The following is a 2,480-nucleotide window of genomic DNA, read 5'->3' on the forward strand; positions in this document are numbered from 1 at the left end:
GGCGGTGGCAGTGGCTTCCGAGGCGCTGGCTTCGAAATGCACGCCGAGCTCGCCCAGAATGTCCTGCGCGTCGGCCAGCACGTCCATCAGGTGACTGATCGGCGCGCCCTGATAGCCGCCGACATAGCCGACGCCGCATTGCAGCAGCGCCTTGGTGATGGCGAGAATGCCTTCGCCGGCAAACTCCTCGCCGGCACCGAGCCTGAGTTTTTCGACTTCCCTGGCAAAAGACCGTTCGGCCATTCTTTTTCTCCCTTCCGTTACCGCCAGCGCTGGCGGCGCGTAGGTCTAGATGTCGTGCTTGCGAATGTTCTTCAGCATCTTCAAAAGCGTGGCGATGAGCGCGGAATATTCGGCATCGTCGATGTCGTCGAACATCGCTTCGAACGCGTCGTGCATGGCCGGCCAGGCGCGGGTGAACTCGGCGCGGCCCTCGTCGGTCAGGAACACATGGCGGATTCGGCTGTCGGTGACACCCTGCTCGCGTCGCACCAGACCCTGGCCCTCCAGCGTATCGAGGGTCCGGCTCAAGGTCGATTGCTCGATGACCGTATAGACCGAGAGGTCGTTGACGGTGATACCGTCGGTGACCGACAGCACGGCGAGCGTGCGGACCTGCGGGATGGTCAGGCCCTGCTTGCGGAAATCGTCGCGCAAGGTGGCGTTGTAGCGGCCCATGATGCGGTTCATCAGATAGGGCGCGAATTGCTGCAGCCCGATCTGCCCCAGGGTCGAAATGCGCTGGCGCTTTTCCGCGACCTTCTCTTCCATCACAGCCTCCCCGCCAGGAGAAAGCCGGAACCGCCGCCGAGACCCGCACCCGGGTGGGTCGAGGCGCCGATATGGTAGAGACCCTTGATGCCGGTCTGATGGTTGCGGCTGGTCTTGAACGGCCGCCACAGGAAAGACTGGTCGATGGTCGAGGAACCGCCATAGGGGTCACCGCCGACCAGGTTGATGTTCATCGCCTCCAGATCGGCCGGCGAATAGGCGCGGCGCGCGATGACGCTGTCCTTGAAGCCTTCGATATGGCTGGCGAGGATCGCCTCAATGCGGTCGGCATAGGCTTCGCGCAGCACATCGGTCCATTGCCCGTCTGCCGGCGCCTGCAGCTTGCCGGCCGCGTCGCCCTTGATGTGGCGAGGCGCCTCTGGCAGTTGCAGCCACAGGATCGCCTTGCCCTCCGGGCAGCGCGACGGGTCGAGCGCGTGCGGCTGGCCGACGCAGATGGTCGGCACCTCCGGCAGCAGGCCGCGCGCCGCCTCGTGGCAAGCTTTCGAGACGCCATCCAGGCCGGGCGTGAGGTGCAGCAACGCCACCTTATCCAAGCCTTCGCCCGGCCATGCGGGCGGTTTGTCCAAGGCGTAGTGGATCTGGAAATTGCCTTTGCCGTAGCGGTACTTTTGCGTCGCCTCGACATCGGCTTTGGGTGCATCCGTGCCAAGCAGCCTGCCATAGAGCTGCGTTGGCGTAACCGAGCAGATGACGCTCTTGTCGGCATTGATTGTCTCGCCCGAGGCCAGCCGCACGGCGGTTGCCCGGCCATTGTTTTGAACGATCGAAGCGACATCGGCGCCGGTGCGGATATCGCCGCCGCGTTCCCGAATCAAAGCCTCGAAGGCCGCCAGCAGGTTTTTTGCCCCACCCTTGACGATCGGTGCTCCGGCCGCCTCAAGTGCGAAGGCGATCACCTTGGCGATCTGGCCGGAGAAGGCGTCCTCGGGTCCAAGCCCGGCATGCAGTACCCAGGGTGCCCACAGCGCGCGGATGGTTTCGGACCGGTAGGTGTTTTCGAGCCAGCCGCGCGCCGGCACCAGAGCTTCGCCGAGGAAGGCGGCAAGGCCGCGCGGGCCACGCCGCCAGCCATCACCGGCAAGCAGCTTCGCTGTCGGGTAGGACCACAGGCTGCCGCCGAGCAAGCCGAACAGCAGGCCGGCATTGCGTTCGATGCCGCCGACATCATCCGCGTGCCGGTCACCGTCGCCTGCCGCGATTGCGTTGAGGGCGGCGATGTTGGCGGCACGGTCGGTGCTGAGCACGGCATGGCTGCCATCCGGCCGCAGCACGCCCGTCGGCGTGCCCGTGTGGCAGAACTCCAGCCCGTGGCGCGCGAGATCGGCGCCCAGTGCCGCAAAGGCCGGCGAGGTGATGAACAGCACGAAGGTCGTCGCCATCACATCATGGATGAAGCCGGGTGCGGTGATCTCCTCGGTGCGCAAGCAACCGCCAATGCGGTCGTTGCGCTCCAGGACGAGCACACGCGCCCCTTTGCCGCCGAGCATCGCCGCGCAGACCAGCGCGTTGATGCCGCTGCCGACGATGATGTGATCGGGGGCGGTCATTGGCGGTTGCTCTTTGCTTGCGGGCAGTGGAGTTCAATCGCGTGGAATTGCGCTCTACGGCGCCCCCCTCTGGCCTGCCGGCCATCTCCCCCTCTTGGGGGGAGATTGGCAGCTTCGGCGCCCCACTCAATCCTGCAA

At 65.6% G+C, this 2,480-nt stretch carries 2 protein-coding genes and 1 pseudogene; all 3 read right to left on the reverse strand.

Features of this window, described 5'->3' with window-relative positions; translation table 11 throughout:
* Positions 1–243 (reverse strand): annotated as a pseudogene (locus tag EN991_RS32185) (indolepyruvate ferredoxin oxidoreductase); the annotation flags it as partial.
* Positions 244–288: 45 nt separating this feature from the next.
* Positions 289–771, reverse strand: coding sequence for a MarR family transcriptional regulator (locus EN991_RS32190; RefSeq protein WP_013527967.1), 483 nt, complete (start codon positions 769–771; stop codon positions 289–291).
* The gene (locus EN991_RS32195) at positions 771–2,342 is read right to left on the reverse strand and encodes an NAD(P)/FAD-dependent oxidoreductase (protein ID WP_127370260.1); all 1,572 of its coding nucleotides are present in this window, start codon (positions 2,340–2,342) and stop codon (positions 771–773) included. The genes EN991_RS32190 and EN991_RS32195 overlap by 1 nt, the downstream gene beginning before the upstream one ends.
* Positions 2,343–2,480: the final 138 nt, after the last annotated feature.

Origin of the sequence: Mesorhizobium sp. M7A.F.Ca.US.005.03.2.1, assembly GCF_003997795.1 — a bacterium.
GTDB classification, from domain to species: Bacteria; Pseudomonadota; Alphaproteobacteria; order Rhizobiales; family Rhizobiaceae; genus Mesorhizobium; species Mesorhizobium ciceri.

Bases quoted from the DNA above. Each gene is read 5' to 3' on its own strand.
- EN991_RS32190 (WP_013527967.1), bottom strand. From the start codon at position 771: ATGGAAGAGAAGGTCGCGGAAAAGCGCCAGCGCATTTCGACCCTGGGG.
- EN991_RS32195 (WP_127370260.1), bottom strand. From the start codon at position 2,342: ATGACCGCCCCCGATCACATCATCGTCGGCAGCGGCATCAACGCGCTG.